General features: G+C 46.2%; 5 protein-coding genes. All 5 read right to left on the bottom strand.

The features are described 5' to 3' along the window. Positions 1–366: 366 nt before the first annotated feature. Positions 367–843 carry an S-ribosylhomocysteine lyase gene (locus ACW12G_RS04180; RefSeq protein WP_455647346.1) on the bottom strand — a complete coding sequence of 159 codons (477 nt, stop codon included), beginning with the start codon at positions 841–843 and terminating at the stop codon, positions 367–369. Beyond that, positions 843–1,697 (bottom strand): MetQ/NlpA family ABC transporter substrate-binding protein, encoded by an 855-nt coding sequence (locus ACW12G_RS04185; protein WP_147000976.1) that lies wholly within the window; start codon positions 1,695–1,697, stop codon positions 843–845. Before ACW12G_RS04185 ends, ACW12G_RS04180 begins: the two co-directional genes overlap by 1 nt. A gap of 33 nt (positions 1,698–1,730) precedes the next feature. Further along, a complete protein-coding gene (locus ACW12G_RS04190; RefSeq protein WP_455647347.1) occupies positions 1,731–2,858 on the bottom strand; it encodes a vitamin B12 independent methionine synthase in 1,128 nt (375 codons plus the stop codon). A 14-nt stretch (positions 2,859–2,872) separates the two neighbouring features. Continuing rightward, the gene (locus ACW12G_RS04195; RefSeq protein ID WP_455647348.1) at positions 2,873–4,018 is read right to left on the bottom strand and encodes a trans-sulfuration enzyme family protein; all 1,146 of its coding nucleotides are present in this window, start codon (positions 4,016–4,018) and stop codon (positions 2,873–2,875) included. Beyond that, positions 4,015–4,290: PLP-dependent transferase (locus tag ACW12G_RS04200; protein WP_455647349.1), on the bottom strand; the 276-nt coding region annotated here is incomplete at its 5' end. The genes ACW12G_RS04200 and ACW12G_RS04195, both read right to left, overlap by 4 nt.

Consider the following 4,290-nt stretch of genomic DNA (forward strand, 5'->3'; position numbering starts at 1 on the left):
TCCAAACCGGCCGCCACTTGTTGGGCCACCAAAGTGGTGATCGCCGCGTCTTCAGTTGCGGTTAATTCGTCAGCCGTTACCTGGCCGTTGGCAAATGCTGCCCGCACTTGTTTCAGTGCATCAGGCCGTAAAAACGACCCGACGTGTTGAAAACCAATTTCTTGTTGTGTTTGTGTCATGTGTTAGACTCCTCTTGTCTCGTGATAGTTGCGTAACGTCACAAAACACGATCACATGACACTATCCACCGCCCCGCTACCCGTCAAAAACACAGCCGTGACGATTTTATTCGTATGCAAATAATAAACTTTCTGCGGGTTCACTGGCATCGCCTACTCCTCTAATTTGCCATATTGGTCGCTAACATTACACGACTTGTCGTTCAAAGGCATCACTTGAAATGCCTTGCTCAAGAATAATCGCTGCCCAAGCTTTGGCAGAATGTAGACTATGATCCTTAAAGTTCCCACAACTTTGAATTTCAGCTGCTGGCACCTCTGTCACGTCATCACTGACAATCTTTTCTAGGACCTTTTTAAAGACTTTAGCCAAGGTTTCGGCATCATAATCTACCCAAGAAATGACATGAAACCCTGTCCGGCAGCCAAATGGTGAGATGTCAATAATTCCATCAATTTCATCACGTACGAGTCCAGCAAAGAGGTGTTCTAGTGTGTGCAAACCACCGGTTTCAATCGCCGTTTCGTTTGGCTGGGTGAGCCGTAAGTCATAATTCGTAATGTGACCGCCTTGTGGCCCAGTTTGAGTTTCAATCACGCGCACATAAGGGGCTTTGACCTTGGTGTGGTCAAGCGTAAAACTTTCAACAACTGTTTCTGACATTATTTTTCTCCTTTAAAATAACTAATTGGTTTGTTCACTTCGGTTTTGGTGCCATGATACTTAGCAGCAATATAGGCTTGCGAGGCTTTGTCATGATAAAGCGTTAACAGCTTCCGATAAGTTGCATTGTTTTGGTTTTTTGTAGCGGTGGCTAAAATGTTGATATTCGCCCGCGTATGGCCGTTGACATGTTCATAAGCCAGCGCATCTTTTAACACATTCAAGCCACTGGCTTGTGAAATAGAATTAGACATCAAGACGGCCGCAATTTTTGGATCTTTAACAACACGGCCGCCAGTGGTGTCATCAATTTCTTGAAACTTAAAATGCTTGGGGTTACTGGTGATTTTTTCTAAGCCATCTAACGCGCCAAAATCAGGCGCCAGTGTCAATAAGCCATTATCAGCCAAGAGCTTTAACCCACGTGCTTCATCTGCCAAATCTTTGGCAATGGCAATCGTTGCCCCATCTGGCAAGTCTTTGAGTGCATGATAATGACTCGAATAAATCCCCATCGGTTCAAGATATGTCGTACCCAGATTCGCTAGCTTCCCCACTTTACTGGCTTTGTTAAATGCGTCAAAGTAGCCATAACTTTGGAAAGCATTCACATCAACTTGACCCTGTGCCGTGGCCACATTCAAAGCTTGCCCATCTGTAAATTCTTTCACTTGAATCTTAAGATGTAATTGTTTCGCTTGCTTGCTCTGCGCTAAATGGCGCCAAATATCGGCATCGCTGGTCACCGATCCCACCGTTATGACATTGGTTGGTCGTTGCTTAACGGTTGCCCAAGTGATCCCTACGACCAGTATACTCGCTAGAATAAGCCCAATCCAAGTTTTTTTACGCATCACATCTCCTATACACGCTTGTTAAAATTCTCCTTAAACAGTCGCCAGTTCTTGATCGGCAATCGTTTTAATCAACGCTAACTTACGCCACTGATCTGGAATCGTTAAGATATTGCCTTCTTCGGTTGACGAAAAACCACATTGTGTTGATAAGGCAAGTTGCGCTTTGGGCACGTATTGCGCTGCTTCATTAATCCGAGCAACGACATCGTCAACGGCTTCTAAATCTGCTGATTTAGAGGTGAATAAGCCCAACACAATTTCAACATTTGGTCGCCCATTATAAATATCTGCCAACGGCCCAAAGTCACCGGAACGTTCATTGTCATATTCGAGGAAGAATGCATCGTAATTTAACTGGCCCAAATATTTGGCAACGGGTTCATAACCCCCTTCAAACAAATATGTCGATTTAAAGTTACCTCGGCAAATATGGGTGGAAAGCTTCAAGTCGTCTGGTAACCCAGCCAAAGATTGATTAATGACATAGACATCATCTTGGGCAGTTTGCTCAAACGGCGCCCGTGCAGCCGGATCATCTGCATTGGCATTCAATTGGGCAATGAGGTAAGCCCAAGTTGTATCATCCAATTGTATGTAACGTGCCCCCAAATCATAGAAATGTTGGAGCGTATCATGATAGGCTTGTGCCAAATCGTCCAAAAACGCTTGCCACGTTGGATAGTAATCCGCCCAGCCATCTGAGCGTTGATCGCGATTAATGATGAGACTTGGTGACGGAATCGTGACTTTCGGTTCCACACCTTCAGGTACAATCGATTGGAGGTATTTGAAATCATCAAAAAACGGATGATTCAAATTCGCATGCACTGGACCAGTTAAGCTAATATTTGTCGAACGTGTTTTTTCACCGTAAAATTTATACGATGCTTCCTGATCATAAAATTCAAACCCACCGAGTTGTCCCAGAAAATCTAAATGCCACCATGACCGATTAAATTCACCATCTGTCACTGCCGACAAACCGGCTGCTACTTGGGCGTCGACCAAATCTTTAATCGCGGCGTGCTGCACCTGCAAAAGTGCTGCTTGCGTGATTTCACCCTTGGCGTATTGCTCGCGAGCTGTTTTCAACGCGTCTGGCCGTAAGTAAGACCCGACTTGATCAAAATGGTACTGTAATTTCCGAGCTGTTGTCATCTTTTTTCTCCTCTTTATGCGTCAATTTGTGCTAATGCGTGGTCGAGATCAGCTATGAGATCTGTCACATCTTCTAGTCCCACGGAAAACCGTAACAACCCTGGTGTAATCCCACTGGCTGATAGTTCCGCTTGATTCAATTCGGCGTGGCTCATCTTTGGTGGATAACTCACAATACTTTCCACAGCGCCTAAACTAACGGAAAACACCGGAATTTTTAAGGCTGTTACTACTTTTCTGGCGTTGTCTTGACTGCCAACATCAAAACTCAACACCGCGCCCCCACTGGTGGCTTGACTGGTATGAATGGTATGGCCTGGATGAGTCGCCAGTCCTGGATACAGTACACGCGTGACGCTTGGATGTTGCGCTAGATGTTGCGCCAGTTGCAATGCCGATTGGCTAGATTGCGCCATCCGCACCCCAAGCGTTTTAATCCCGCGCAATAATAACCAAGTATCTAACACACCTAATGTCGCCCCGACCGCGTTTTGAATAAAGTAAATCCGCTCGGCCAACTGCTTATCCTTGACCACCACGGCACCCGCCAAAATATCAGAATGTCCGGCGAGAAACTTGGTTGCTGAATGCACCACGATATCCACGCCTAAGTCCAAAGGTTTTTGGAAAAATGGCGACATGAACGTGTTATCGGCAATCGTCAGCAACCCATGTTGTTTTGCCACAGCGACAATGGCCGCAATATCTGTGATTTGCAACACAGGATTGGACGGCGTTTCAATATATAGTGCCTTGGTGGCTGGTGTGATCGCTGCGGTCACAGCGGCGACATCGCTAAAATCAACGAAAGTATGCGTAATTCCCCAGCGGGGCAAAATGTCTTCTAAGACACGAAACGTCCCGCCATAAACATGCTTGCTGACGACAAGATGATCCCCTGCTGACAAGGTGAACAACACACTACTGATGGCGGCCATCCCCGTACTGAATAAAAAGCCTTGCGTGCCGTGTTCCAATTTGGCAATGGCGGCTTCACCAACTTCACGCGTCGGATTACCAGAACGCGCATAATCAAAATGCCCAAACGTATCAAATGACGCTTGATGGAACGTCGAACTGAGCTGAATCGGGGTATTAATCGCCCCAGACAACGGGTCGTGTGCTGTTGTGGCTTGAATTAAATCTGTCCAATCACTCATTTTTTCGCTCCTTCAATGGCTTGGACTAAGTCTTGTAACAAGTCCGTTTTGTCCTCCAGCCCAGCACTTAACCGAACTAACTGATCCGAAATGCCTAATGCATCCCGCTGCGCTTGGCTCATATCATGATGGGTTTGCACTGCGGGGATGGTAATCAATGTTTCTGGGCCACCGAGGCTTTCGGCAAACGACCCAATTGTTAACCCTTTCAAAAAGCGATCGACATCATACCCATCTGCCAAATAAAAACTCACCATGCCACCCACGCCAGC

This window comes from Leuconostoc sp., from assembly GCF_965300815.1.

Bases quoted from the DNA above. Each gene is read 5' to 3' on its own strand.
- ACW12G_RS04180 (WP_455647346.1), bottom strand. From the start codon at position 843: ATGTCAGAAACAGTTGTTGAAAGTTTTACGCTTGACCACACCAAGGTC.
- ACW12G_RS04185 (WP_147000976.1), bottom strand. From the start codon at position 1,697: ATGCGTAAAAAAACTTGGATTGGGCTTATTCTAGCGAGTATACTGGTC.
- ACW12G_RS04190 (WP_455647347.1), bottom strand. From the start codon at position 2,858: ATGACAACAGCTCGGAAATTACAGTACCATTTTGATCAAGTCGGGTCT.
- ACW12G_RS04195 (WP_455647348.1), bottom strand. From the start codon at position 4,018: ATGAGTGATTGGACAGATTTAATTCAAGCCACAACAGCACACGACCCG.